Source organism: Lentilactobacillus parafarraginis DSM 18390 = JCM 14109, from assembly GCF_001435895.1.
Lineage (GTDB): Bacteria > Bacillota > Bacilli > Lactobacillales > Lactobacillaceae > Lentilactobacillus > Lentilactobacillus parafarraginis.
Map to the genome: position 1 here is coordinate 39845 of NZ_AZFZ01000001.1, position 25056 is coordinate 64900.

Consider the following 25056-nt stretch of genomic DNA (forward strand, 5'->3'; position numbering starts at 1 on the left):
TTCGGCCTCCAAATTAATTTTCACTAGAACTTACGATAACGGTTATGGCGTTGACGCATTAATTCATCAACGGGCAGATTCTTTAATTCATTAAATTGATTAGCTAAAAAGTCCCGTAACGGCTCCAAATCGTCGCCAGAATGGTATTCGTGAATAATTTGATCAATAATACCAGTTTTCAATAACCATTCCGGGGTCAATTTCAGCGCTTCGGCGGCCTCTTTAACCTTTGCCGAATCCTTCCACATAATGCTTGCGTAACCTTCCGGAGATAGCACGGAATAAATGCTGTCTTCAAACATGAAGACCCGATCGCCACACGCCAGAGCAATTGCGCCGCCACTGCCGCCTTCACCAACAATGATACTAATGTATGGCACCCGTAACTGCATGCCGACTTGTAAGCACTGGGCAATTGCCGAGCCAATGCCGTGATATTCGGCATCAACATCCGGCCAGGCCCCCGGCGTGTTCACCAGTGCCAAAATTGGCCGGTGAAACTTTTCTGCTTGCTTCATCAAACGCAACGCCTTCCGGTAGCCTTCTGGTTCCGGACTGCCAAAGTGGCGCTTGATATTTTCCTCCGTGTCGGTGCCTTTTCGAATGCCCACAACCGTAATCGGCTGATCATTTAACCGGCCAACGCCGCCAATGACGGCCTGATCATCCCCATCAGACCGGTCGCCATGAAGTTCGAAAAAGTTGGAAATTAATCCTGATATTAGTTCATCAGTGGTCATTTTTTTGGGACTCCGAGCAGCGGTGACCCGTTCATAAGCTGTTTTATTCGCCATTCGCGTTCTCCTTTGTATGTAAGGATAACAGGTTGGTTAACGTCTTTTTCATGTCGCTTCTGGGAACAATGGCGTCGATGAAGCCGTGTTGAATCACGGTTTCAGCTCGCTGAAAATCCTTTGGCGGCTGTTTCATAATTGTCTGCTCAATCACGCGCCGACCGGCAAACCCAACCAACGCGTGGGACTCTGCCAAAATAATGTCGCCCTGCATCGCGAAGCTGGCCGTCACCCCACCGGTTGTTGGATCGCACAGAACAACCAGGTAAAATAGACCGGCTTTACTGTGGGCTTCGACGGCCTGAGAAACTTTAGCCATCTGCATCAAGGAATTGATTCCTTCCTGCATCCGGGCCCCGCCTGAAGCGGTAAACATCACCACCGGCAATTGATCACGAGTTGCCCGTTCAAATAAGCGGACAATCTTCTCACCAGTTGCGCTGCCCAGGCTTCCCATTACAAAGAACGGATCCATAATCCCGACAGCAACCTTCATCTTAGCAAGCGTCCCGATTCCAGTCAGCACGCTTTCCTTAATGCCGGTGACCTTCTTTGCCTTGGCAACTTTGGCCATATACTTTTCATCGGTATACTGCTTGGGAACGGTGACATCACTATCCAATTCCTCAAAGGAGTCAAAGGTAATTTTTGCCCGGCGTTTGGCAGTAATTCGAAATCCAAAGCCACAGTTCGGACAAGTTCGCTGCTTGCCGGCGCGCATCGAAAAGAACGTTGAATGACAAACCGGACATTCCTTCATAATATTGTCGGGGATGTTGTCCATCCGCTTCTTCAATTCTTCCCGGCTCGGCATCTTAAACCGACTTTGCAGCATCTAATCCCCTCCCGTTATTAAGGACGTCGTTTTCAATGAAGCTGGTTGAGTAGGTTCCTTGGTTAAATTGGTCGGTGGCAATCAAATCATACAGGAACGACTGATTCGTCGTTACCCCAGTAATTTCGAGCTCACCTAATACCCGTTTCATTTTGGAAATGACGGCGTCACGATTGTTCAAATGAACAATCAGCTTGGCAATCATTGAATCGTAAAATGGCGAAATGAAGCTGCCGTTAGTCACGCCAGAGTCAATCCGGACGCCCAGCGACCCATCTGGGAAGAATAAATGGGTAATCTTTCCCGGCTGCGGAGCAAAGTTGTGGTCCGGATCCTCGGCATTTAAACGGCATTCCAGTGCATGTCCCTTAACGGCTGCGTCTTCTTGGGTAAAGGAAAGTGCTTCACCACTGGCAACTTCCAATTGACCCTTAACCAGTTCAATGCCGGTCACCTCTTCGGTAATCGTATGCTCAACCTGAAGGCGCGTGTTCATTTCCATAAAGTAAAAGTGATGATCATCATCCATGAGAAATTCGTAGGTGCCCGTGTTGGTATATCCCAACTTCAGGGTGGCATTGGCGACAATTTCACCGAGCTTTTGGCGTTCAGCGGCAGAAATCAAGACGCAGGGGCTTTCTTCAATCACCTTTTGATGATTTCGCTGTAGTGAACAATCCCGCTCCGGGAGGTAAACCACGTGACCAAATTCATCGGCGATCACCTGCATCTCAACGTGTTTGGCGTGCCGAATCAGCTTTTCCACGTACATACTGTCGTCGTCAAATGACGCGCGAGCTTCCCGTTGCGCCTGAGCAAAAGCGTCGCGCAGCTGATCAGGGCGATCAACCTCGCGAATTCCCTTGCCACCGCCACCGGCAGCTGACTTCAATAATACTGGGAACCCAATGCGCTCAGCGACTTTCTCAGCCTGGGCAATCGACGTCACGTCCCCTTCACTGCCAGGAATGACGGGCACGCCGGCAGACTTCATTGCTTCTCTCGCATTGGCCTTATCACCCATTAATGAAATTAACTGGTGACTGGGGCCAATAAATTTAATATGGCAAGTTTCGCATAGCTGCGCGAACTCGGCATTTTCGGACAAAAATCCATATCCGGGATGAATGGCTTGACAGCCAGTTAACGTTGCCGCACTGATAATCTGCGTCATGTTCAGATAGGAATCCCCGGGCTGGGGACCGCCAATGCAGATCGCTTCATCCGCTAAATGAACAAACAAACTATCCTTGTCAGCACTTGAATAAACCGCAACCGCTTCAATATTCAGATCATGAAGGGCCCGAATAATCTGAACCGCAATTTCGCCACGATTTGCCACTAATACTTTTTTAAACATACGCTCACCTCTCGTAACGAGTTACAAATTACTGTTCAATCAAATCTAGGCGGCAAAACCGCCCCGCTGCTATTCAACGGCAAAGATGAGGTCAGCTTCAGTAATCACCTGACCGTCACGCGTAATTTTACCGTGACCAAGGCCGATGTTCATCCGGAGCTTCTTCATTTCCACATTAAAGATCAACTTGTCACCCGGCCGAAAATCGTCGCTGAAGGTGGCATTCTTGATGCCGCCAAAGAACACATTTTTGCCGTGATACTCAGACAGACTCAAAATTGCGGCAACCCCGGTTTGGGCCATCGCTTCAATCATGATTGGTCTGGGCACCACTAGTTGCCCGGGTTTTTGATTCTCAAAGAACCATTCGTTAATTGAAATTAACTTAACCGCCTCGGCGGATTTTCCAGGTTCAACATCCAAGAACCGGTCAATCATTTGAAAGGGATAGCGCTGTGGAATCATGTCATTTACTTCTGGTTTCATCTGATTACCCCTTCGTTACTTGAAATAGCGGCTGACCATATTCAACCATGCTGCCATCCTTGACCAACACGTTTGAAATCGTTCCGGTGACGTCGCTCTTAACCTCATTAATCATCTTCATCGCTTCAATCACACAGACGACGTCGCCCTTCTTTACCTGATCTCCCTGTTTTTTGAAAACCGGTTTATCCGGACTTGGCGCAAAGTAGATCACGCCCACTAGCGGTGCCGTGATTTCGGCAACGTTGTCGTCGACTGGTTGGCCACTGGTAGTGGTCTGGGATTGTTGCTCCTGACCGTTTTGTACAGGCCGTGTCCCATTACTGGTAACAACTTCAGTTGGCTGCGGTGTTTGATCCGGTTCAGCAGCTTCTCGCTTGCTGAACGCCAACTGAAAGTCGTCCTGACTCAGCTTAAAATCTTTAAGTGTTGATTTATCAAACTTCTCTAATAAACGTTCAATCTCTTTCTCGTCCATTATTAGTCACATCCCTTAAATGCAATCACCGCATTATGGCCTCCAAAACCAAATGAATTACTGATTGCGACGTTAACGGGTGCCTTTTTATTGTCATCATTAACCAGGTTGACGGTGCATTCTTCATCTTGGTGCTGCACCCCAACGTTAACCGGCATCTGGTTACGTTGAATGGCCCCGATCGTGGCAACGGCTTCAATCGCGCCGGCTGCGCCCAGTGCATGACCGGTCATGCCTTTGGTGCTGCTGACCTTCACGTGATCGTTAGTTGAGAAGACCTCACTAATGGCTTTTGACTCAGCACTGTCGTTTGCATGGGTACTAGTCCCGTGGGCATTAATATAATCAACGTCTTCTGCGGCAACGCCAGCTTCGTCAATGGCCATCTGCATGGCCCGCTTGGCACCCTTACCTTCTGGATCAGGGGCAGTCATGTGGTAAGCGTCACTGGTAGTTCCGTAACCGACAATTTCAGCCAAAATTTTGGCACCACGCTGTTTCGCATGATCGTAATCTTCAAGAATTAAGGTGCCTGAACCTTCCCCCATTACGAAGCCGTTTCGATCCTTATCAAACGGAATCGAAGCCTTTGTTGGGTCCTCGGCCTTTGATAAAGCGGTCAGTGAAGCAAATCCAGAGATCCCAATTTCATTGACTGAGGCCTCGGTACCACCGGTAATCATGACTTTAGCCTTACCGAGCTTAATCTGCTCAAAAGCATTGCCGATCGCGTTGGTTCCTGAAGAACAGGCAGTTACGATTGCCTGGCTGGTATTTTGGGCGTTAAAAGCAATTGAAATGTTTCCGGCGGCCATATTAATGATTGAATCCGGCACAAAGAGTGGGGACACCCGCTTAGGTCCCTTATCATGCATCTTAATGACCTGCTGCTCGATAGTTGTCAGGCCACCAATTCCGGAGCCATAGATGACCCCCAAGTCCTCGGGGGCAACGTTGGTTTCGTCCAAGCCAGCATCTTCCATTGCTTCCTTGGCTGAATACAGCGCGTAAGTACAGAAAAGATCGTTCCGTTTGGCAAATTTCTTATCCACCCGTTTGGTTGGTTCAAAGTCTTTGACTTCACCAGCAACCGTAATTCCGGTCGGTTCAGAATCAAACTTTGTAATCTTATTAATCCCAACCTTTGAATTAAAGAGGTTGGTTAAAAATGTCTCAACATCATTTCCGATGGGGGTAACGGCTCCCATTCCGGTAACAACTACTCTGTTCATGAAATGTCTCCTTTACTCCTAGATCGTCAGGCCGCCATCAACGGTAACAACCTGCCCGGTGATGTATTGATTGTGAATCAAGAATGCGACCGTATCAGCAATTTCATCAGCCTCACCAAAACGTTTCAACGGAATCTGGTCGGCAAATTCTTTCTGCCGGCGATCACTCATCTTTTCAGTCATGGCCGTGCGGATCATGCCGGGAGCAACCGCATTTGCGCGAATGTTTCGCAGTGTGCCTTCACGAGCAGCCGTTTTGGTTAAGCCCACAAGGCCGGCTTTGCTGGCCGAGTAGTTGGCCTGACCTAAGTTTCCGTGAAGCCCTGAAATACTTGAAATGTTCACAATTGCGCCGGATCGCGCCTTTTGCATCACCTTCATGGCAAACTTAGTCATGTTAAACGCGCCAACTAAATTGGTATCTAGAACCGCTTTGAAATCTTCAAGGCTTAAGCGACTCAACAATTTATCTTTGGTGATGCCGGCATTATTCACCAGCACGTCAAGTTGGCCATAGGTTTCAACGGCCGTGTCAATCATTGATTTAGCGTCATCTTCGTCAACAACGTCACCGACCACATTAATGTACTGATCGGAAAACTCAGCCAACTGTTGCTTCACCTCATCACTTAACGGATGATGACTATTGATGATCACCGAAAAGCCATCGTGAAGCAATCGACTGGCGATTGCCAACCCGATTCCTTTGGCAGCACCGGTAACTAACGCTACTTGTTTCTCACTCATTATTTCACCAACTTCATGTTTGTTCTTACTTCGTTTAGGGTTGCCACGCTATCCACGTGGTAGGCCTGGACGTTGGGAATTGATTTCAACGCGAACTTCATCAACGTATCGCCAGGGCCGATCTCGATCATTGCCTGACTATCAAGGTTGTGAAGGGCTTGCAGACAGTCGACGAAATACGTTGGGTTGACCAGTTGATCAACCAACGTCTGCTTCACGTGTGCCAGTTCGAACGGCTGCTTAGTCGTGTTACTGATAACCGGGAATTTAAAATCATGAAATGCGACATTGACAACCCGGTCAGCCAACAAATCGCTGGCTTCCTGCATAAACGGGGTGTGGGAGGCAACCGTCATCTTGAGCGGTACCACCCGTTTAATCCCGTGTTCATGCAGAAAATCAGTTGCGGCAGCAAGGCCCGCTTCCGAACCGCCAATCACAATTTGAGAAGTTGTGTTGTAGTTAGCCGGATAAATCTCGCCGGCCTGTGAACCCACACGACAAGCTTCCCGGACAATATCGGGATTGGCCTTTAGCACGGCGGCCATTTTTCCGGGATGGTTTTGTCCAGCCCGGTCCATATATTGACTGCGATCGTGAACCAATGGCAATGCATCTTCAAATTGAATTCCGCGGGCGGCGATCAGCGCACTATATTCGCCTAAGCTCAGGCCGGCAGCGCCGATGGGGGCCCCAACATCTTTTTCAAGGATGCGGTAAATCCCGGTGCTCATCGTCACAATTGCGACCTGCGTATTCTTAGGATCGCTCATCACGTCTGGATTGCGAAGGTCCAAGTGTAAAATATCAGAGGCCTCTTCAATGGTGTCGCGGTAGATCGATTCTTGCTGATAAATATCCTGGCCCATCCCGGCAAACTGCTTGCCTTGGCCGCTAAATAAATAACTTAGTTTCAAAATATCAACCCACTATTCAGCTTTTTGCTTCAAAACGTAGTTTACCAAATCGTCAACCGTTTCCATGCCATCATCGGTTTCGATTTCGATGTCGTAAGTATCTTCAATTTTGTCAACAACTTCAAAGATGTCCAAGCTGTCAAGATCCAAATCATTCTTGAAGTTGGTATCTTCCTTAATTTTGTCTGCGTCAACGTCCAATTGGTCTACCACGATATTCTTTACTTGGTTGAATACTTCTTCTTTAGTCATTTTGTAATTCCTCCGAATTTAATGTTAGTTTTTAGTTTTTTGAACCCTTTTAAGTGGTGCGTGAAACACAAGTTAATACGTCAAGATCATGGTGCCGACCGTTAAGCCGCCGCCAAATCCCGACAGCGCAATGACATCACCGCGCTTGATAATCCCGTCTTTGACCAGCTGGTTCAGCAAAATCGGCTCGCTGGCCGCGGCGGTATTGCCATACTCATCGATGTTGACGGGAAATTTTTCCGGTGCCACATTCAGCGTCGCCGCAATCCGCTCAACAATTCGACTATTGGCCTGATGAAGCACAAAATGATCGATGTCGGCAACGCTTAGAGAAGCTTGGGCCAAAGCCCGGTTAATGGATTGGGGGACTTCATTAACCGCGAACCGATAAACCCGCCGCCCGTTCATTTTAAAGAACGGGTTGGTAGCGGTCTGATCCTTGGTGAACGGTGTCGGCTGACCGGTTTGGCCAGCCGTCAGGTACTGTCCCATGCTGCCAAGTGTCTTCAAGTCTTCGGCCCGAAACGATCCGGCGGACTTCTCGGCATTTTCAATTAGAACACCGCCAGCACCGTCGCCAAACAGGACGGCGGTCGACCGGTCATGCCAATCAATCAGTTTACTGAGCGTTTCCCCACCGATTAAAATCGCGTGTTTGCGTTGATCGCCCATCAACATCTGGCGAACCACTTTGAGGCCATAGACGAACCCCGAACAAGCAGCGTCAAGATCCATTGCAACCGCGTTATCCGCCCCCAGGTTTCCCTGCACGATTGCGGCCGTAGCCGGAGTCAGATAATCTGGTGACATTGTCGCGACCACAATCAGGTCAATGTCTCGAGCCATTAAGCCGCTCTTTTTCAGCAGCTGATTGGCAACGGCTGTCCCCAGCGAGCTGGTGGTTTCATGAGTAGCAATGTGCCGCCGCTTAATGCCGGTTCTCTGGGTGATCCACTCATCGGATGTATCCATCATCGTTGACAATTGATCATTGTCAACAACGTGGTCGGGAACCGCGGCGGCCGTTGCCATAATTTTGAAATCTTCAAACTTCATTTTGATGAGACCTCGCCAATAAAATCTTCGACATTTAACAATGCCTGTTTCATTTTTTTAATATCGGCACCCCCGAATCCCTTGAGACACTGCTCAACGAGTTTTCGGTGAAACGCGTAGTGGGCCCGATACAGCAGCCGCCCCTTACTTGTTAGCGCAAGGTTGATGATTCGCCGATCCTGAAGGTTGGTAATCCGGGTGATGTAGCCCTTCCGTTCCAAATTATTTAAATTTGCCGTAAGGGTTCCCTTACTCAAGCGGAGAATCCGGGCGACTTCCGACGTCGTTTTCCGGTCGTGTAGGCCGATCGTATGAACCAAATGCAACTCTTTTGCAGTGATGTCCTTAAAACGACTCTTTCGAATCTCGCTTTCTTCAATTCGCATAATCTGGTCATAAATGTCGATTAGCGCATCGCTGATAAAGTTGTAGTCAGCTTTAATTTCATCACTCGTAGCATTCATTGGTTTTCTCCTAGTTTCTGAGACGACTTAAATTTTCTTTTTGGGATCCGGCACAATGAAACTCAGTGTCGCCGAGCAGGCAACTTTATCGTCAACCTTGGCTTCACACTTTACCTTGCCCATGTTGTCACGCTGTTTTTCCATATCAACGTGCAATTTCAAAACGTCGCCGGGACGAACAACTTTTCTAAACTTAGCATTATCAATTGAACCAAGATAGGCAGTCTTGCCGAGGTACTTTTCGGTCTTTAAAATCAGAATTGACGCCGCCTGGGCTAACGATTCGATAATTAAGACCCCTGGCATAACGGGATTCCCAGGGAAATGCCCCTGAAAAAACTCTTCGTTAATCGTGACGTTCTTGGTACAAACAATCGACTCTCCAGGATTGAGTTCATCAACCCGGTCCATAAACAGGATCGGATAACGGTTGGGAATCAAATCCATAATTTCCGAAGCATCTAATACACTCATTGGTTTCTTCCTTTCAGCAACAAACTGATGAAACAAATAATAGTTTGATTATCAAACTATTTATTTAAAAAAACTGTCAAAAAATGGCCATCACGTCGTTCATTAATTGAACAAGACACATCATATACTAAAATAGTTTGATTATCAAACTACCTTTCGAATGAGAACTTAAATTCACGTTATTAAAACCCCGATACCTTGGGAAATAAAGCGGATTCTCAAAAAAATGAGAAAAAGTTTTCTTTACTTACCTTGATGACCAAAGAATGGCGCCTAAGATCGCGAAGAGCAGGCCCATGGATCGTTGAATGACTGATACGGCGTGATGGTGGCTTTAGCAGGTCCGCAAATTTCAACCTTCAAGAAATGCTTGATCCCAGCCGCGGCGGATTATGAAGTTTCATTGTTTGTTCATCAAGCTTGGAAATATCAGTGGTCGTTACATCCGGGCGATTTCTCCTTTGCATGGTAAGAAAATCGGCATATTCTAACCATTTCTCGCAAAACCGCTTTTGACAATGGGTTGAAATCACAAAAAGCCACTCCGTCGACGCGCTGTCAACAAAATGGCCCTTTCTGTTACTACTTCAAATCTTCGATTGAATTAACATTTTTCATATACGTTGGAACTGCCAGGCCAACCTTGGCACCATTCAAATTGGTTCCCAGATCATCGAAGCGGCCCTTAAAGTCATTATAGTAAAGGCCCTGCGTGTTTGGCAGCCAGGCACTAACCGTTCCGTCAGCTGCCTTGGTGGCAATTGACGTCCACATTGGCTGAAGCTCCATCGCTTGGATGGTTACTTTATATCCCAATGACCGAAGCACGTTAGCAACAACGTTGGTTGACGCAATTTCTGAATCCCAGGCAACGTAAGTTAACTTGATGGATTGGCCATGAACGTGTTTAATCCCCTTAGTCCACGAATCAACCTGCTGACGATTTTCGCGAATCCAATCATTAGCAGCTTTCCTCGGGCTTTCACCGTGATTAACCTTTAACATGACTGAAGACATCTGTTTCGGCCGCCAATTAAAGCGGTTCAAAAGCTGATAGGCCTCTGGTTTGTCCTGTTTCAAGCCCTTTCGAACAATCGTGTTGATATGCTCGGTTTTCCCGTAGATGTTTTTGGGATCCTTCAAGAACTTCAATTTATACTTTGTGAACATCCAGTGCGGCGTCCAACCGGTAATGACAATTGGCGTTTTATATCGGATCGACTTACCCAGTGTTGACAGCATGGCTGCCGTGGAACTGGTTTGCAGCTGCCAATTTCCCTTATCCAGTCCGTAGGCTTTCATTGCTTTCTGCGTGGTCGCCATCTCACCGGCACCAGCTTCAATCCCGGTGATTGTGTAGTTGATTTGCTTACCAACCGGTTCTTTGGGATTGTACTTAGCCTGTTGGCTGGCACAGCCTGAGAGCAGCACGATTGAAAAGAGGACCGAAATAAAGCCAAATAATTTTAAATTAATTTTCTTCATTTTGACTCCCTTCTAAGCTTTGGGTGTTTTGCTCCGATTAATCGCTTGGGTGATTCGATCCAGGATGATTGCCAAGATCACAATCGCCAAGCCGGCGGCAAATCCGCTTCCGGCGTCGTTTCGACCAACGGCGAAGTAAACCTTGTTTCCAAGACCCATGGCACCAATCATTGACGCAATCACAACCATCGACAACGACAGCATCATACTTTGGTTGACCCCGGCCATCAACGTCGACTTGGCAAGCGGCAACTGCACCTTAATGAGTTTTTGCCAAGAAGTCGATCCATAGGAATCGGCCGCTTCAATTAAATCAGCAGGTACCTGGCGAATTCCCAAGTTGGTCATTCGAATTGTTGGCGGCATTGCGAAAATGACTGACGCAATGACACCGGGAACCATCCCGATGCCGAAGAAGGCAACCGCTGGGATCAAATAAACAAAGGCTGGCATGGTTTGCATGAAGTCAAGAATTGGCTTGACAATCACTTCAACCGTCTTGGATTTTGCCATCCAAATTCCCAGCGGAACCCCAATAACCAGCGCGATCAAGCTTGAAGTCAATACCAATGTCAGTGTCTGGGTCATGTCCCGCCAGTAACCTTGGTTCCAAACATATAACAGGCCAATTAATTCAAACCCAATCAGTGTCCAATGCTTGGTCTTACGATTGAGCCAGTATGTGCCGCCAATCACTAGCACAATAAACAGCCAAATTGGAATCAGATCAAAAATCCATTGAAAACCATTGATGATCCCACCAATAAAGTTGGTGATGGCATTGAAGAAGCCGGTAAATCCTTCCAACCAGTTAACAAAATGATTGACCCAGTCAGCAACTGGGATTTGTGGAATGTTAGGCATCGGCATTCACCTCGTTTCCGGAAATTGCTCCAAGGACGGCGCCCCGGATGATAATTCCCAATAAATGTTTTTGATCGTCAACAACCGCAAACGGAATTGACGTTTCAGAAATCTTTTCCATAATTGTGGTAATTGGTGTATCAGGTTTCGTCGTCGGCACATCCTTTTGAACAACCGAGTCCAACTTCGTGACCTTTTGGCGGATTAAATCCATCACGTGGCTGGCATCCACAATTCCGATAAACTCCCGCTTATTATTAACGACGTAGACCGATGAAATTTCATTTTCAAGCATCCGCCGCATCGCAATCCGCGGCCCATCCTTGTCAATGTTCACCGTGTTCGGGCGGATCATAACGTTTGCCGCGGTCAGCACCTTGGTCCGATCAACATCCTCAATAAACCGTTCAACATACTCGTCAGCAGGCTGCGTCAGAATCTCTTCAGGCGTCCCAATCTGAACAACTTCCCCGTCCTTCATGATCATGATGCGATCGCCAATCCGCAGTGCTTCGTTTAAATCATGAGAAATGAAAACGATGGTCTTATGCAGATTTTCCTGAAGATCCAGGAGTTCATCCTGCATGTCCTTACGATTTAACGGATCTAGGGCAGAAAACGCCTCGTCCATCAATAAGATCTGCGAATCATTGGCCAGCGCTCTGGCAAGGCCAACTCGTTGTTGCATCCCACCAGATAATTGGGTTGGATACTGGTTGTCGTACCCATGAAGCCCAACCAGTTCAAGGGCATCGTGGGCCTTTTTAATTCGCGTATCTTTATCGACTCCCTGAATTTCCAAACCGTACGCCGTGTTTTCAACGATCGTTCTGTTCGGAAAGAGGGCAAAGTTCTGAAAAACCATACTCATTTTTTTGCGCCGAACGTTAAGAAGCTCTTTCTTATCGAGTTTGGTCAGGTCATCACCGTCAATGGAAATCTTCCCCGAAGTCGGTTCAATGAGCCGATTGATCATGCGAATAATCGTGGACTTACCACTTCCGGAAAGTCCCATGATCACGAATATTTCACCATCATTAACTGTGAAAGAGGCGTTGTTAACCCCGACCGTGGCCCCAACGGCATTTAAAATTTCAGCTTTTGATTTACCTTCATTAAGTAATTCCTGGGCTTTTTGGATCCTTCTGCCAAAAATTTTGGTAAGATGTTCTACTTTTAATTTTTCTGTCATGTGATCCTCCTCATCGCGATAACCCGATAAAAAATGGCACTCGTAGGGGGTGTCATATCGGGTTTCGTAAAAATTATAACTATTCTACCGTAACAAAAATTCGGTTTTGATTCAAACATTTACCTCGTTGGAATGCCGTCCTGACGGAACTGAAAAAAGATTGCCTCAGCAGGTTACCACCAATCATTAAACCGGTTTCATCACCTTTTTGCTTCCGAAAGCCACCGTATCGTGATGATCGGTGATAAATAAGGGTTTTGAACCGTTATAATTAAAAAGGAATATTTTTTATAATAAAATTTCGGAGATTGCAAATTTCATGCTTCAAATTTGATTTCACTTTGAGCCGGAAAATTCTTCTTTCAATCACCGCGGGATAAAACAGATTGGCGATTACCAGCAACCATCGATAAATGCGACGCCGATTAAAGGTCCCCTAAAAAATGAATCCTGCCCCGACTACCAGATCCCGACAGCGCCACGATTTACTTTCTTGATCACGCTCATGGACAAAATAGACGACCATTCCAAAACACGGAATAATCGCCTACCATCACACTCGTTAATTATTTGATTTAATCTGTCACTGAATCTTCACGTTCAAAAACGGTAATTGATTCCACATGGACCGTTTGGGGGAACTGATCAACCGGCTGAATTGGCTGGTTAATTTGATAACCCTTAGCGGTTAACAGCCGCGCATCTCTGGCAAGGGTTGCTGGATTGCAGGACACGTAAACCAGGCGCTTAGGACCCATTTCTGCGACACTGTCGATTAATGATTCATCCAACCCCTTACGAGGCGGGTCAACCACGATCACATCGGGATCCAAACCATCTTGTTGCCATTTTGCCAACTGGTCTTCAGCTTTAGCGGTCACGAACTTACAATTCTTAATGTGGTTGATTCTAGCGTTTCGTTTAGCGTCTTCAATGGCTTCGGGAACAATTTCGACACCGTAAACTTTTCGAACAACTTTTGCCAGCGACAGCGAAATTGTCCCAATCCCACAGTAGGCGTCAATCACAACGTCGTCCTTGGACAATTCCGCTTTTTCAATGGCCAGCTGATAAAGCTTCTCGGTTTGAGTTGGATTGACCTGGTAAAAGGAATTCGGCGAAATTTCGAAATCCAATCCCATTAGTTGATCAGTAATCGTCCCCTTACCATAGAGGACAATATTTCGAGTTCCCATAATCGCATTGGTATTTTTAGAATTAATGTTTTGAACAATGCTCTTAACTTCCGAAAGCTGATCCATAATTTCGGTGATGATTTCTGCCTGGCTCGGCAGCTTTCGCGACCGAGTAATCAGGACGATCATCATTTCATGAGAATAGTGGCCCCGACGAACCATGATATTTCGGATAACCCCTTTGTGAGTCTCCTCATCGTAAGGTTGGATCCCAAATTTGCGAAGAATATCACGAACAACCACAACGGCTTCGTCAATTTTCGGATCCTGAATATAGAAATCCTCAATTGGTACTAAGCTATGGGAGTGCTTGCGGTAAAAACCGGTTTGGAGTTTGCCGTTAATCATTCTCACGGGGATTTGCGCTTTATTCCGATATTGAAAGGGTTTGTCCATCCCGATGGTTGGCGCAACCTCAACGGGCACTTTCATTTTATCAAAATCAACTTGGATTTGATGTTGTTTAAACGTCAGTTGAGCTGGATAAGCTAAATGCTGTAACGGCGCAATGCCAGTTTGGGTATACGCCCCATCAACCGGATCAACCCGATCAGAACTCTTCCGCTTGATCGTTAGAGCCTTGGCAAAGGCAAAGTTCCGCTTCACCTTCGTGATGAGTATCGTAACAAGTTCAGTTGGTAACGCATCTTCAATAAAAATTGGAAAATCATCGATCTTAGCAACGCCCAGTCCTTGATACGTTAAATCCGAAACTTCAACGTCGTACTGTTTATTCTTTTGTACTGGTACTTGTGTTTTCATTTATTCACCTATTTTTGACCTGCAAACAAAAATTGCGAGACGAAAATTCGCTTCGCAATTTCTTTCATCAATCTATTAAACTATTCTTTATCAGGCAACTTGTCAACACCTTTGATAAAGTTCTTTTCAACCTGTTTCATCTCAATGGTTTCTTCAGAGTATGCGTCATCCGGAATTTCATCAGTATTGGCGAAAAAGGTGATATGTTGCTTGAGATCAACAAAGGTCATCGGCGCATCACCACCGTATTCGCCATCAAGATTAATCAGCATTCGATCGCCATTTTTGGCAGGCCGAGCTGTCACTTTCCGGGTCTTTTTATAAATAATTCTTGGATCGTCAACGTGACGTCCGCCGTTAATGACCTTCGAAGCAAGGTGCAGAATTTCAACCAAATTACTTGTTTTGACAATGATTAACGTGAACTTGCCGTCATCCAGAGAGGCATCGGGGACAATCTGTTCAAATCCCCCAACCGAATTAGTTAGCGCGAGGAAAAACATGGAAGCCTTCCCCTTAAACTCACCATCGTCGTATTTGATATCCATGTCAATTGGTTTGATCCGCGGTAACAGTTCAGCCCCCTTGACCAGGTAGGCTAAATATCCAAAGAACGTCTTTAAATCTGAAGGAACATCATAAGTCAACTCGGTCAGCAATCCGCCGGCAGCGATATTAATGAAGTAATTTTCGCCGGCATGGCCGATGTCCATTTTGATGGTCTGCTTTTTGAAGATCAGTTTTGCAGCTTCAACCGGGTCTTCCCGCGGAATGTGAAGTGCCCGAGCATAATCATTGGTTGTTCCGGCTGGAATGACCGCCATCAATGGCCGTTTTTTTAATGGTGCGATCCCATTAACGACTTCATTGATTGTCCCATCACCGCCAGCAGCAACCACTAATTCAAACCCGTCTTTGGCAACTCGTTGGGCTTCATTCTTAGCCGAATCCTTCTCCGGGGTTGTGGCAAATGCACTGGTTTCGTATCCTGCGTGTTCAAACACATCCAGAATATCCACCATTTTTTGCTTTAATATTTCCCTACCTGACGTAGGGTTGTAAATCACTCTTGCCCGTTTTCGCATAACAACCTGACCTTCTACTTGTTCATGGAGTCCTTTAATAATTTGTTAACCACTTGAGGATTAGCCTTACCATGAGTTTCCTTCATGATTTGACCAACTAAGAAGCCGATCGCCCGGTCCTTACCATTATGGAAATCCTCAACCGATTGCGGATTGGCCCCAACTACTTTATCAACTAGTGGCTGAAGTTGAGCCGGATCTGAAAGCTGGACCATTCCTTTATCTTCAACAAATTTTTTCGGCTCGTCACCCTTTGTAATGGCCTTGAAAACCTTCTTGGCCATTTTGGATGAAATCGTGCCGTCAGTGATCAATTTAATCATCGTCGCCAAATGTTCAGGCGTAATCTTCGTATCTTGGAGTTCAACCTGATTATCATTGAGGTATGCATTGACGTCGCCTTGAAGGTAGTTAGCTGCCAACTTCGCATCGGCTCCGGCTTTAATCATTGCTTCATAGAAGTCCGACATTTCTTTGGTCTGGGTAATAACCATCGCATCATAATCGGTAATTCCCAGCTCGTTAACGTATCGTTCACGACGCTTTGCGGGTGGCTCAGGTAATTCAGATTCGATTTGATCAATCCACTCTTGTGAAATCGTCAGAACCGGCAGATCAGGTTCTGGGAAGTACCGGTAATCATCGGAGCCTTCCTTGACCCGCATTAATTCAGTTTGCCCAGTCGTTTCGTCAAACCGGCGGGTTTCTTGTTGAATCGAGCCGCCAGACATCAAAACCCGCTGTTGGCGCTGTTCTTCATAATCAAGACTCTTACGCACATAGTTGAAGGAGTTGATGTTCTTCATTTCGACCTTTGTTCCATATTCTTTTTGACCAACTGGCCGAATTGAAATGTTCGTATCAACCCGCATGGAACCTTCTTCCATTTTAACGTCGGAAACGCCAGTAAACTGAACGATCTGTCGCAACTGTTCCAAGTAGGCATAGGCTTCTTCAGGAGAAGCAATGTCGGGTTTGGAAACAATTTCAATCAATGGCGTTCCTTGACGGTTAAGGTCAACGTATGAGTGATCGGTCGCATGGGTATTTTTACCCGCATCTTCTTCAATATGCATTTCAGCAATGCCGATTTTCTTTTTATGGCCGTCAATTTCAATTTCAACCCAGCCGTCATGCGCAATTGGCGTTTCCGACTGTGTAATTTGATAAGCCTTTGGATTATCAGGATAGAAATAGTTCTTCCGATCAAAGTGGGGTTGTCGTTCAATTTGGGCATGCAATGCCAAACCAGCCATAATCCCGTCATGAACGACACCTTTATTGGTCGTTGGTAGAACACCTGGATAGCCCCAATCAATCACGTTGGTGTTGGCGTTCGGCTCATCACCAAATTCTACGGGAGAAGGGCTAAAAATTTTTGAGTGGGTCTTTAATTCAACATGGACTTCAAGCCCGATCGTTGTTTCAAAATTCATTAGTTGTTACCTCCCATCGTTGGGGTTTGTTTGCCGAAGTCAGTTTCCTGTTCAAATGCATTACCAGCTTGGTAAACCGTCAATTCATCAAATGGGCGCCCGATTAACTGAACGCCAACCGGTAAACCCTTTGAGAAGCCAGCTGGAACTGACATTCCCGGAAGTCCGGCCAAATTAACCGGAAGGGTCAACACATCGTTCATATACATCGTCATTGGATCAGAAACATCTTCACCAATTCCGTATGCTGGTGTTGGTGCGGTTGGTGCCAAAATCAAATCGAAGTCTTTAAAGACGTTATTAAAGTCATTAATCATCAACGTTCGAACTTGAGCAGCCTTCTTGAAGTAGGCGTCATAAAAACCGGCAGACAATGAAAATGTCCCCAGCATAATTCGGCGCTTAACCTCGTCACCGAAGCCTTCAGAACGTGACTTTACGTATAGGTCTTCCAAGTTCTTAACATCTTTTGCCCGGCGTCCATACCGAATGCCATCGAATCGTTGCAAGTTTGACGAAGCTTCCGAAGATGAAATGATGTAGTAAGCCGCAACTCCATACTTGGTGTGTGGTAATGATACCTCGTCAACCGTTGCTCCTAATTTCTTGAAGGTTTCAGCGGTGTTTAAAACCGTTTGCTTGACGTCGTCATCAAGCCCCTGAGCCATAAACTCAGACGGAATCCCAATTCGAAGGCCCTTAACGCCTTTATTCAATGAACTGGTAAAATCAGGAACTTCCTTAGTCGATGAGGTTAAATCGTGATCATCATGACCAGCAATTGCATTTAACAACGTTGCGTTATCAGCAACGTTTCTGGTAATCGGCCCAATCTGATCCAAACTTGAACCAAAGGCAATTAATCCCCAACGAGAGACCCGACCGTACGTTGGTTTCATCCCGACAACACCGGTAAATGAAGCTGGTTGACGAATCGACCCCCCAGTATCAGACCCCAAAGCTGCCAGAACTTCGCCAGCAGCAACTGCTGCAGCTGAACCACCTGATGAGCCACCAGGAACCTTGGTCGTATCCCAGGGGTTATGGGTTATTTTGAAGGCTGAATTTTCAGTTGATCCACCCATAGCAAACTCATCCATATTGGTCTTACCAACGGTAATGGTTCCCAATTTCTTGATCTTTTCAGAAACCGTTGCGTCATAAATCGGGGTAAAGTTTTCCAAAATTTTTGAAGCAGCGGTTGTTTTGAGCCCTTTAGTGACAATATTATCCTTAACGGCAATCGGTAAACCGGACAAGAGATTATCAGAATCAATTCCCTTATCATCAATTTCCTTGGCCTGCTTAAGGGCGCCATCTTCGTCAAGCGTCAGAAAAGCATTGATGTCACCATCAACGTTTTTAATGTTTTCAAGGGTTTGTTTCGTTAGGTCTTCAGCTGAAACCGACTTATCGGAAAGCTGTTTGTGAATACTTGTTAATGATTGATTAAAGTAATTCATTACTCGTTTTCCCCACTTTCATCAATAATCGTAGGAACGCGAATATAGCCATCCTGGGTGTCAGGGGCACTTGCAAGAAGTCCGTCACGTTGGTTCCAATTATCAGCCACGTCTTCGCGCATTACATTCACTTGGTCAGTGACACTACTGGTAGGTTTAATCCCGTCAGTGTCAACTTCACTGAGCGTTTCAAACAGCCCAATGATCTGATCCAACTGGGTCGTAAAATACGGGAGCTGATCATCATTGATCTTGAGCTTTGCCAGTTGGGCAACGTGCCGTACTTGATCTTCGGAGATCTTTTCAGTCATTGAAATCCTTCTCTCTTCTGCAATTAGTAATTTTAAGTAACAATATTCATTTTACCATAGAAATTATCCTGATTTCTTGCAAAATCAGTAACTATTAAATATGTGAGCCGAAAACTTCTTTTCGTTCGCTTTCCGCGTCAAGAAGCTTTGAATCCCCTCAGTCGACTGAACCGTAATATCAATCGGCGCGTTGGCAGGCAAGTATCGCTGCGCGGCACTTTGAATATATTGAGTAAAACTAATAATTTCAGTCTGACTGTAGAACTGAGTCGTGATGTTCACATTCATCCCGGTCAGTGACCCGTTGGTGTACTGAGCTTGCGCGGTGACCCCACTCAAATTAGGGAAGAACGTTTGAACCTGGGACTTAAAGTTGTCAAAGGAATCAGCATCATTTTGACTTGGACCCTTCTGATTAGATTGAAGCGGAAAGACGTAGTTCTTCTGGTTAATTTTATTCCACTTGTTAACCGAGGTGGTCCCACTATTGTTTGTTGAATAAGCAAAGAAGTTTCCGCCAACCAAACTGTCATCAGAAGCCTGCTTATACAAAGCAATCACAATCGGAATGTTCTTCAACTTCTTATTGTTTCGCAGCCGACTAAGAACCTGGTTGGCAATCTTTTTACCCTCAGAATTAATTTGATTATTCGTTAAATCGGTTTGATAAGTAGGCCCGTACTGAGTTTTCTTGTAATAGTCAACGGAATTAATCGCCAATCCAATGGTCATCCCCTGCAAACTAAGCGACTTCCCACTACGAGTCATATAATCCTGCTCATCGATTTGGGATAAGTAAATTGGATTTCGTTTAGTTGCACTCGTTGATTTGGACTTGACTGGATTTAATCCGGTTGGGTTTGACTTGGATTTTCGACCCAGCCAAGCCTCAACCCGTTTTGTTGACAGGTACTGGCCCTCTTGAAAGACATACTTTTTGGTTGAAAATTGCTTTTTGGAAATATTAAGCAGGCCGTTTTCAAATCCCTTAATATTAAACTGGTTTGATTCCTGTTGAACACTGACGCCCCGTGACTTACTGGTTTGATAGCGGCCGTTTTTAATGACCCCCTGATAATAGCCGGTGTTGGTTTGACCAGTTAACTGCGTTTTACCTTTCGAGCTGCCAGAACTATTGGTATCGTTGGATAAATTATCCACGCTCCCACACGCAGCAAGTAGGATTCCCGTCAAAATAACTGAGAGTCCCAGAAATATTTTTTTCAAAATAACTTCCTCCATACGTTACTTATTATCAGCCATTGCCTTTGCGAATTGATCTTCATCCCATATCTCGATACCCAAACTTTTCGCCCGATCATATTTACTACCGGGATCTTCACCAACAATCACAAGATCGGTTTTTTTAGAAACCGAACCACTGACTTTTGCACCTTGGTTTTCCAACCAACGGGTGGCCTCGGGCCGGGTGATATGCTGAAGCTTACCAGTCAAAACCAATCGTTTGCCGTTAAAGAAAGACTCAGATTGCTCAAGGGTTTCTTCAGTTGCTCCCAAATAAGTCATATTAACGCCAACGCGCTTTAACTGGTCAATCAATTTTTGGGATTGCGGCATTGAGAAGTAGGTGACGACACTGTCAGCAATGATCATTCCCATTGTATCAATTTCCGCAATTTCTTGGGCGGTCGCCTGCATAACCTTATCAATATTTTTAAAGTGTTGGGCAATTAATCGCGCGGCCTTTGCCCCAACATGGCGAATGCCCAATCCATATAAAAGGCGTTCGCAGGAGTTGTTCCGACTGTTATCAATTGCACTTAGTAAGTTGCCGGCCGATTTCTCGCCAAATTTATCGAGGGTCATCAGCTGATCAAACGTTAATTCATATAAACCGGCAACGTCGTTTAACATGTGCTTCTCGAATAACTGGCCAATAATTTTCGGACCGAGTCCGTCAATGTTCATAGCGTCCCGTGAGGCAAAATGGGTCAATCCCTCTTGTAATTGGGCTGGGCACTGCGGGTTGATACATCTTAAAGCGACTTCATCTTCCAAGTGAACAAGCTCCGACCCACAGGACGGGCATTTCGTTGGCACCGGATAAAGTTTGCTGTCAGCAGGCCGCTTCTCCTTTACATAGGTCGAAATCTCTGGAATAATGTCGCCAGCCTTATGGAGTTTCACCGTATCGCCAATTCGGATATCTTTTTCACGCAAATAGTCCGGATTGTGCAGCGATGCTCGGCTAACGGTTGTTCCCGCCAAAGTCACAGCGTCCATGACGGCCGTTGGGGTCACAACGCCTGTCCGGCCAACCGTCCATTCAATGTCTCTGACAATGGTCTGAGCTTCCTCAGGCGGGAACTTATATGCAATTGCCCACCTCGGAACCTTCACCGTTGCCCCCAGAGACTGCTGCAGGGCCAACGCATTTACCTTGATTACGATCCCGTCAATTCCATAAGCCAAATCATCTCTTTTTTGGGTGTATTCAGCAATATATTGGTCAATATCAGCCATTTTAGTTGCGACGCGGTAATCCGGATTAATTTCGAATCCCAGGGCCTTAAGTTCTGCCAACATCCCACTTTGGGTATCGGACTGCAAATCACTATAATCGGCGACATTGTACATAAACGTACTTAGTTTACGATGAGCGGTTACCCTTGGATCGAGCTGGCGCAAACTTCCCGCAGCGGCGTTTCGCGGGTTAGCAAAGGGCGCGTCCCCGTCCGTTTGTCGCTGTTGATTCAGAGCAACAAATGAAGCCTTGGGCATGTAACACTCCCCGCGGACTTCAATGTTAATTGGCCGACTCAATCGTTTAGGAATCGACTTAATCGTTCGTAGATTTCGAGTGATATCTTCGCCAATTTGACCATTTCCACGGGTTGATCCCTGAACAAAGACGCCGTTTTCATACCGCAGCGAAATTGCCAAGCCATCAATTTTGAGTTCGCAGTTATACTCAAACGGCACCCCATCGTTAACTGTCAGCCGATCAGCAAAATCCTTTAGTTCCGCAATCGAAAAAACATCTCCTAAGGACAGCATCGGAATTTCATGGGGGATTTTGGTGAATCCCGGCAACGTCCGGTCACCCACCTTTTGAGTTGGCGAATCAGGCGTCACAATCGCTGGAAAGTGAGTTTCCAAATCCACCAATTGTTGATATGTTTGATCGTACACGGAGTCCTCGACACTCGGAGCATCATACGTATAGTACTCATCAGCCCATTTATTTAACTTTGATCTTAATTCTTCGGCGGCTTTTTGCGCCTGTTCTTCAGACATATTCTCAAATGCCACGGTTACACCTTCTACTTATAGAAATCAGGTTCCTTTAAACATGATCCATTCGGGGTGGTAATTGTTTCACAATTCGGGCCGGCACCCCGACCACCACAGAATCATCGGGAACGTCATGAGTCACAACGCTTCCCGCCCCAATCACAACGTTACTGCCAACATGAACGCCTGGTAGAATTGCAACGTTGCCGCCAATCCAGACGTCATCACCAATGACGACTGGTTTGCTAAACTGATCCCCATGACGACGTTTAGGACCTTCCAATGGGTGGCCGGTTACTGAGATCATGACGTTAGGCCCACACATCACATAGTTTCCAATTGTGACGGGGGCGTCATCTACCACCGTAAAATTGAAATTTGCGTAAAAATGATCACCAATGTGGGTGTGATTGCCGTAAGACGTATAAACCGGCCCCTCAATAAAAACGTCCTTACCAACCGAGCCAAATAATTCCCTTAGAATTTTTTGGCGGGCAGGTTCATCTACTGGGTCCGTCTGGTTATACGCGAATGAGCGGTGCTTTCCCATTTGTCGTTGATGGGCAAGCTTCTTTGCCAACGCGATATCCTCGGGATCGGAAAAGCCGGATTCTCGATAAACTTCACCGTTTGCAATCTGCTGTTCAAGGCTCATAAGTACCCCCCCATTCCTTAATCCTGTTTCGTAATTGGCGCAAACGCGGCCAACAGACGTTTAATCCCCTTCTGTTCAAAGGCAATATCCAACTCCATGTCCTCACCAGCTCCGGTAACCTTGACAACCGTTCCGGTTCCCCAAGCCTTGTGTTCAACCTTATCGCCAACATTCCAAGCGGCCCGTTCAGCCCCGGTTCCTTTGGGCTTCATCACGGGTTGAGCAGGTCCTTGGTAGGTCGTTGCGGTTGCCCGGCGAGTTCGCCGATCAAACGGCGTTGTTACCGGTGAATCCTGTTGCTGGGCATTTTCGTACTTTAAAAGTTCCGGCTTAATTTCATTTACAAACCTGGATTCCATATTATTCTGCCGACGCCCATACAGCATTCTGGAATAGGCATTCGTCAAATAGAGCTTTTCTTTGGCTCGGGTGATACCAACATAGGCAAGTCGCCGTTCTTCTTGAAGCTCAGACTCATCTTCGGTGGCTCTGGAAAGTGGGAAAAGCCCCTCTTCCATTCCCATCATGAACACAACCGGGAATTCCAACCCCTTGGCTGCATGCAACGTCATTAAAGTGACTTCGGCTGCGTCGTCTTCAAGGTCGTCCTGGTCAGAAACTAACGCTAAGTCGCTTAAGAAGTTAACTAAATTATCTTGTCCAGTCTGGTCCGGATTATCCTGATCATACTTTTGAGTAACCGAGATAAATTCTTCCAAGTTTTCTAATCGGGTCTGATCCTGCAAGGATTTAGAACTCTTAAGCGCACTGAGATAACCACTTTTATCTAAAATTTCTTCAGTTAGATCCGTAATCGAAAGATCTGCCATCTTGGAAGCCACCGAATTAATGGTGTGGGCAAAGGACGCAATGGCATTTTTGGCACGGGTCGAAATCTCATTGGCCAAATCAACGTTATCCGCCGCCTGTAAAAGAGTCCAACCATGATCATTGGCAAATACCCGCAACTTCTCAAGACTCGTTTGGCCAACTCCTCGCTTAGGTTCGTTGATGACCCGTTCAAAGCTCATTGAATCATTTGGATTCCCTAGTAACGTAAGGTATGATAATGCGTCCCGAATTTCTTTACGATCATAAAACTTGTGGCCGCCAACCATCGTATAAGGAATATTCGCCTTTAACAGCGTCTCTTCAATCACCCGGGACTGCGCGTTTGTCCGGTACAAAATTGCGAAGCTCCCAAAGTTGCGTTTGGGGTTCTTCATTTCTTCTTGAATTTTAGCAACCACGTAACGGGCTTCATCACTTTCAGTTTGACCACGATAATAGGAAATTGGCTCTCCCTGATTATTTTGGGTCCAGAGATTTTTATCTGCCCGATTATCATTATGGGCAATCACTGAGTTTGCCGCATCTAGAACCGTCTTGGTGGAACGATAATTTTGTTCCAGCAAAGTCACATGCGCATCCGGATAATCTTTTTTAAAGTCGAGGATGTTCTGCATGTTAGCGCCTCGCCAGCCATAAATACTCTGATCCGCATCCCCAACCACGCAAATATTTTGGTTCTTTTTTGCCAACGTATTCACTAATTTGTACTGAGCTTCATTGGTATCTTGATACTCATCCACGTGAATGTAGTGAAATTTATCTTGATAATAACTCAGAATATCAGGAAATTGATCAAATAATTCAATCGTCATCATGATCAAGTCATCAAAGTCCAAGGCATCATTTTGGCGTAATTCATCCTGATACCGCTGATAAACGTCGGCAACAATTTGATCAAAAGCCGCGGCTGCCTGCGCTTTAAAAGCTTTTGGTGTCAACAAATCATTCTTTGCATTTGAAATGGCAGATAAAATGGCCCGGGGATCAAACTTTTTCGGATCAATGTTAAGCTCACGCAGCACCCGTTTCACCAATGTCCGCTGTTCGCTGGTGTCCGCAATTGTAAACGCCCGATTAAATCCTAACTGATCAATATTTCGGCGCAAAATTCGCACACACAGGGCGTGAAATGTCGAAACCCAAACATCGTTGCCGCTCTCATCCAATAATTTGGAAACCCGTTCGCGCATTTCTCGAGCTGCCTTATTCGTAAACGTAATCGCCAAAATATTCCAAGGCATCACGTGATTGTGTTCAACAATATAAGCAATCCGGTGCGTCAAAACACGGGTTTTCCCGCTGCCAGCGCCGGCCATAATCAGGACCGGTCCCTCCGTATGAACCACGGCGTCTTTTTGGTCCTTATTTAATCCTTTTAATAAACTATCTTCTACCACTGAATATG

The 25056-nt window shown here is 46.0% G+C and carries 24 protein-coding genes; all 24 read right to left on the bottom strand.

Features of this window, described 5'->3' with window-relative positions; genetic code table 11:
• Window positions 1-23: 23 nt before the first annotated feature.
• Window positions 24-794: a carboxyltransferase subunit alpha gene (accA, locus tag FD47_RS00180; RefSeq protein ID WP_056979899.1), complete on the bottom strand. Its 771-nt coding sequence runs from the start codon at window positions 792-794 to the stop codon at window positions 24-26.
• Window positions 784-1629, bottom strand: a complete 846-nt coding sequence (locus FD47_RS00185; protein ID WP_054732120.1) for an acetyl-CoA carboxylase carboxyltransferase subunit beta — start codon at window positions 1627-1629, stop codon at window positions 784-786. The genes accA and FD47_RS00185 overlap by 11 nt, the downstream gene beginning before the upstream one ends.
• On the bottom strand, window positions 1610-2989 hold the full coding sequence (locus tag FD47_RS00190) for an acetyl-CoA carboxylase biotin carboxylase subunit (RefSeq protein ID WP_056979900.1): 1380 nt from the start codon (window positions 2987-2989) through the stop codon (window positions 1610-1612). The genes FD47_RS00185 and FD47_RS00190 overlap by 20 nt, the downstream gene beginning before the upstream one ends.
• A gap of 69 nt (window positions 2990-3058) precedes the next feature.
• Window positions 3059-3475 carry a 3-hydroxyacyl-ACP dehydratase FabZ family protein gene (locus tag FD47_RS00195; protein ID WP_054732118.1) on the bottom strand — a complete coding sequence of 139 codons (417 nt, stop codon included), beginning with the start codon at window positions 3473-3475 and terminating at the stop codon, window positions 3059-3061.
• A gap of 4 nt (window positions 3476-3479) precedes the next feature.
• On the bottom strand, window positions 3480-3953 hold the full coding sequence (gene accB / locus FD47_RS00200; RefSeq protein ID WP_056979901.1) for an acetyl-CoA carboxylase biotin carboxyl carrier protein: 474 nt from the start codon (window positions 3951-3953) through the stop codon (window positions 3480-3482).
• A gap of 2 nt (window positions 3954-3955) precedes the next feature.
• Window positions 3956-5185 (bottom strand): beta-ketoacyl-ACP synthase II, encoded by a 1230-nt coding sequence (gene fabF / locus FD47_RS00205; protein ID WP_054732115.1) that lies wholly within the window; start codon window positions 5183-5185, stop codon window positions 3956-3958.
• An 18-nt stretch (window positions 5186-5203) separates the two neighbouring features.
• Window positions 5204-5932 carry a 3-oxoacyl-ACP reductase FabG gene (fabG, locus tag FD47_RS00210; protein ID WP_056979902.1) on the bottom strand — a complete coding sequence of 243 codons (729 nt, stop codon included), beginning with the start codon at window positions 5930-5932 and terminating at the stop codon, window positions 5204-5206.
• A complete protein-coding gene (locus tag FD47_RS00215) occupies window positions 5932-6849 on the bottom strand; it encodes an ACP S-malonyltransferase (RefSeq protein ID WP_008211910.1) in 918 nt (305 codons plus the stop codon). Before FD47_RS00215 ends, fabG begins: the two co-directional genes overlap by 1 nt.
• A 12-nt stretch (window positions 6850-6861) precedes the next feature.
• Window positions 6862-7101 (bottom strand): acyl carrier protein, encoded by a 240-nt coding sequence (locus tag FD47_RS00220; protein ID WP_008211909.1) that lies wholly within the window; start codon window positions 7099-7101, stop codon window positions 6862-6864.
• A gap of 72 nt (window positions 7102-7173) precedes the next feature.
• The gene (locus tag FD47_RS00225; RefSeq protein WP_054732113.1) at window positions 7174-8157 is read right to left on the bottom strand and encodes a beta-ketoacyl-ACP synthase III; all 984 of its coding nucleotides are present in this window, start codon (window positions 8155-8157) and stop codon (window positions 7174-7176) included.
• Complete coding sequence (locus FD47_RS00230) at window positions 8154-8621, bottom strand: MarR family winged helix-turn-helix transcriptional regulator (protein WP_008211907.1); 468 nt, start codon at window positions 8619-8621, stop codon at window positions 8154-8156. Before FD47_RS00230 ends, FD47_RS00225 begins: the two co-directional genes overlap by 4 nt.
• A gap of 27 nt (window positions 8622-8648) precedes the next feature.
• Entirely contained in the window at window positions 8649-9095 is a 447-nt protein-coding gene (gene fabZ, locus FD47_RS00235; protein WP_008211905.1) for a 3-hydroxyacyl-ACP dehydratase FabZ, read from the bottom strand.
• 582 nt (window positions 9096-9677) lie between these two features.
• Window positions 9678-10580, bottom strand: a complete 903-nt coding sequence (locus FD47_RS00240) for a glycine betaine ABC transporter substrate-binding protein (protein WP_054732111.1) — start codon at window positions 10578-10580, stop codon at window positions 9678-9680.
• Window positions 10581-10592: 12 nt separating this feature from the next.
• Window positions 10593-11444 (bottom strand): ABC transporter permease, encoded by an 852-nt coding sequence (locus FD47_RS00245; protein WP_054732109.1) that lies wholly within the window; start codon window positions 11442-11444, stop codon window positions 10593-10595.
• The gene (locus FD47_RS00250; RefSeq protein WP_008211892.1) at window positions 11437-12636 is read right to left on the bottom strand and encodes a quaternary amine ABC transporter ATP-binding protein; all 1200 of its coding nucleotides are present in this window, start codon (window positions 12634-12636) and stop codon (window positions 11437-11439) included. Before FD47_RS00250 ends, FD47_RS00245 begins: the two co-directional genes overlap by 8 nt.
• Window positions 12637-13211: 575 nt before the next feature.
• The gene (gene rlmD / locus FD47_RS00255) at window positions 13212-14594 is read right to left on the bottom strand and encodes a 23S rRNA (uracil(1939)-C(5))-methyltransferase RlmD (RefSeq protein ID WP_054732106.1); all 1383 of its coding nucleotides are present in this window, start codon (window positions 14592-14594) and stop codon (window positions 13212-13214) included.
• A gap of 80 nt (window positions 14595-14674) precedes the next feature.
• A complete protein-coding gene (locus FD47_RS00260) occupies window positions 14675-15679 on the bottom strand; it encodes a diacylglycerol kinase (protein WP_054732105.1) in 1005 nt (334 codons plus the stop codon).
• Between the two features lie 14 nt (window positions 15680-15693).
• Complete coding sequence (gene gatB / locus FD47_RS00265; RefSeq protein ID WP_056979903.1) at window positions 15694-17115, bottom strand: Asp-tRNA(Asn)/Glu-tRNA(Gln) amidotransferase subunit GatB; 1422 nt, start codon at window positions 17113-17115, stop codon at window positions 15694-15696.
• Window positions 17115-18578, bottom strand: coding sequence for an Asp-tRNA(Asn)/Glu-tRNA(Gln) amidotransferase subunit GatA (gene gatA / locus FD47_RS00270; RefSeq protein WP_056979904.1), 1464 nt, complete (start codon window positions 18576-18578; stop codon window positions 17115-17117). The genes gatB and gatA overlap by 1 nt, the downstream gene beginning before the upstream one ends.
• Window positions 18578-18889: an Asp-tRNA(Asn)/Glu-tRNA(Gln) amidotransferase subunit GatC gene (gatC, locus tag FD47_RS00275; RefSeq protein WP_008211876.1), complete on the bottom strand. Its 312-nt coding sequence runs from the start codon at window positions 18887-18889 to the stop codon at window positions 18578-18580. The genes gatA and gatC overlap by 1 nt, the downstream gene beginning before the upstream one ends.
• A gap of 84 nt (window positions 18890-18973) precedes the next feature.
• On the bottom strand, window positions 18974-20116 hold the full coding sequence (locus FD47_RS00280) for a CamS family sex pheromone protein (RefSeq protein WP_082402567.1): 1143 nt from the start codon (window positions 20114-20116) through the stop codon (window positions 18974-18976).
• Window positions 20117-20134: 18 nt separating this feature from the next.
• Window positions 20135-22162: an NAD-dependent DNA ligase LigA gene (ligA, locus tag FD47_RS00285; protein ID WP_040537660.1), complete on the bottom strand. Its 2028-nt coding sequence runs from the start codon at window positions 22160-22162 to the stop codon at window positions 20135-20137.
• A 34-nt stretch (window positions 22163-22196) separates the two neighbouring features.
• Window positions 22197-22799: a sugar O-acetyltransferase gene (locus tag FD47_RS00290; protein WP_054732101.1), complete on the bottom strand. Its 603-nt coding sequence runs from the start codon at window positions 22797-22799 to the stop codon at window positions 22197-22199.
• Window positions 22800-22816: 17 nt separating this feature from the next.
• Window positions 22817-25048 (bottom strand): DNA helicase PcrA, encoded by a 2232-nt coding sequence (gene pcrA / locus FD47_RS00295; RefSeq protein ID WP_056979905.1) that lies wholly within the window; start codon window positions 25046-25048, stop codon window positions 22817-22819.
• Window positions 25049-25056 lie beyond the last annotated feature (8 nt).

What these genes read in the sequence shown, in the direction of transcription:
- gatA (WP_056979904.1), bottom strand. Translation starts at nt 18,578, where the DNA reads ATGAATTACTTTAATCAATCATTAACAAGTATTCACAAACAGCTTTCC.
- FD47_RS00185 (WP_054732120.1), bottom strand. Translation starts at nt 1,629, where the DNA reads ATGCTGCAAAGTCGGTTTAAGATGCCGAGCCGGGAAGAATTGAAGAAG.
- FD47_RS00240 (WP_054732111.1), bottom strand. Translation starts at nt 10,580, where the DNA reads ATGAAGAAAATTAATTTAAAATTATTTGGCTTTATTTCGGTCCTCTTT.
- fabZ (WP_008211905.1), bottom strand. Translation starts at nt 9,095, where the DNA reads ATGAGTGTATTAGATGCTTCGGAAATTATGGATTTGATTCCCAACCGT.
- accB (WP_056979901.1), bottom strand. Translation starts at nt 3,953, where the DNA reads ATGGACGAGAAAGAGATTGAACGTTTATTAGAGAAGTTTGATAAATCA.
- FD47_RS00190 (WP_056979900.1), bottom strand. Translation starts at nt 2,989, where the DNA reads ATGTTTAAAAAAGTATTAGTGGCAAATCGTGGCGAAATTGCGGTTCAG.
- accA (WP_056979899.1), bottom strand. Translation starts at nt 794, where the DNA reads ATGGCGAATAAAACAGCTTATGAACGGGTCACCGCTGCTCGGAGTCCC.
- FD47_RS00225 (WP_054732113.1), bottom strand. Translation starts at nt 8,157, where the DNA reads ATGAAGTTTGAAGATTTCAAAATTATGGCAACGGCCGCCGCGGTTCCC.
- fabG (WP_056979902.1), bottom strand. Translation starts at nt 5,932, where the DNA reads ATGAGTGAGAAACAAGTAGCGTTAGTTACCGGTGCTGCCAAAGGAATC.
- gatC (WP_008211876.1), bottom strand. Translation starts at nt 18,889, where the DNA reads ATGACTGAAAAGATCTCCGAAGATCAAGTACGGCACGTTGCCCAACTG.
- gatB (WP_056979903.1), bottom strand. Translation starts at nt 17,115, where the DNA reads ATGAATTTTGAAACAACGATCGGGCTTGAAGTCCATGTTGAATTAAAG.
- FD47_RS00230 (WP_008211907.1), bottom strand. Translation starts at nt 8,621, where the DNA reads ATGAATGCTACGAGTGATGAAATTAAAGCTGACTACAACTTTATCAGC.
- rlmD (WP_054732106.1), bottom strand. Translation starts at nt 14,594, where the DNA reads ATGAAAACACAAGTACCAGTACAAAAGAATAAACAGTACGACGTTGAA.
- FD47_RS00250 (WP_008211892.1), bottom strand. Translation starts at nt 12,636, where the DNA reads ATGACAGAAAAATTAAAAGTAGAACATCTTACCAAAATTTTTGGCAGA.
- fabF (WP_054732115.1), bottom strand. Translation starts at nt 5,185, where the DNA reads ATGAACAGAGTAGTTGTTACCGGAATGGGAGCCGTTACCCCCATCGGA.
- FD47_RS00260 (WP_054732105.1), bottom strand. Translation starts at nt 15,679, where the DNA reads ATGCGAAAACGGGCAAGAGTGATTTACAACCCTACGTCAGGTAGGGAA.
- FD47_RS00220 (WP_008211909.1), bottom strand. Translation starts at nt 7,101, where the DNA reads ATGACTAAAGAAGAAGTATTCAACCAAGTAAAGAATATCGTGGTAGAC.
- FD47_RS00290 (WP_054732101.1), bottom strand. Translation starts at nt 22,799, where the DNA reads ATGAGCCTTGAACAGCAGATTGCAAACGGTGAAGTTTATCGAGAATCC.
- FD47_RS00195 (WP_054732118.1), bottom strand. Translation starts at nt 3,475, where the DNA reads ATGAAACCAGAAGTAAATGACATGATTCCACAGCGCTATCCCTTTCAA.
- FD47_RS00245 (WP_054732109.1), bottom strand. Translation starts at nt 11,444, where the DNA reads ATGCCTAACATTCCACAAATCCCAGTTGCTGACTGGGTCAATCATTTT.